Source organism: Mycobacterium neglectum (genome assembly GCF_002591975.1).
GTDB classification, from domain to species: Bacteria; Actinomycetota; Actinomycetes; order Mycobacteriales; family Mycobacteriaceae; genus Mycobacterium; species Mycobacterium neglectum.
The window spans coordinates 1-510 of the sequence record NZ_NVQE01000123.1 but is presented as its reverse complement, the minus strand read 5'-3'; the positions used below and the strand labels follow the sequence as shown (position 1 = coordinate 510).

Annotated in this window: 1 protein-coding gene and 1 pseudogene; one reads left to right on the top strand and one right to left on the bottom strand. The window is 59.0% G+C overall.

Features of this window, described 5'->3' with window-relative positions:
• A partial coding sequence (locus CSQ99_RS30665; protein WP_176561304.1) for a transposase occupies positions 1–330 on the top strand: 330 nt, incomplete at its 5' end.
• Between the two features lie 50 nt (positions 331–380).
• Here the strand turns inward: CSQ99_RS30665 and CSQ99_RS31965 are convergent.
• A pseudogene (locus CSQ99_RS31965) lies at positions 381–510 on the bottom strand (integrase catalytic domain-containing protein); the annotation flags it as partial.

Here is a 510-nt window from a genome sequence, read left to right as displayed (position 1 = left end):
GACACCGCTTACGGCGCCCAGTATCCCGGGGCGATCGACGTATGGCGCAACGCCTGGCCCGAGTTCGTGCCATTCCTGGACTATCCGGTCGAGTTGCGCAAGATCGTCTACACCACCAACGCGATCGAGTCGATCAACTTCCAGCTGCGCAAGATCACCAAGAACCGCGGCCATTTCCCCGATAAGGACGCAGCGATGAAGTTGCTGTATCTCGGTTTGCGCAACATCTCCAGTGAGCGAGGCGGCTTCTCGGGCACCGGCACGTACAACTGGACTGTGGCATTGAACACACTCGCGCGTCTCTTCCCGGGTCGAATCCCGTTGTGTTAGCCTACTTTTCGTAGTCAAGTCACCTCTGACTTACACAGAAATCGTGACAGGCTCGCCGACATCGACACCAGCAATGCTGCGGTGTCATCGTCGATGATCAGCTCGCCGAACTGCCGCAACACGGCCACGAGTTCGGTCAACATCGGCGCCAGTCTCTTGCCGGCCGGCATTCCCAGCACC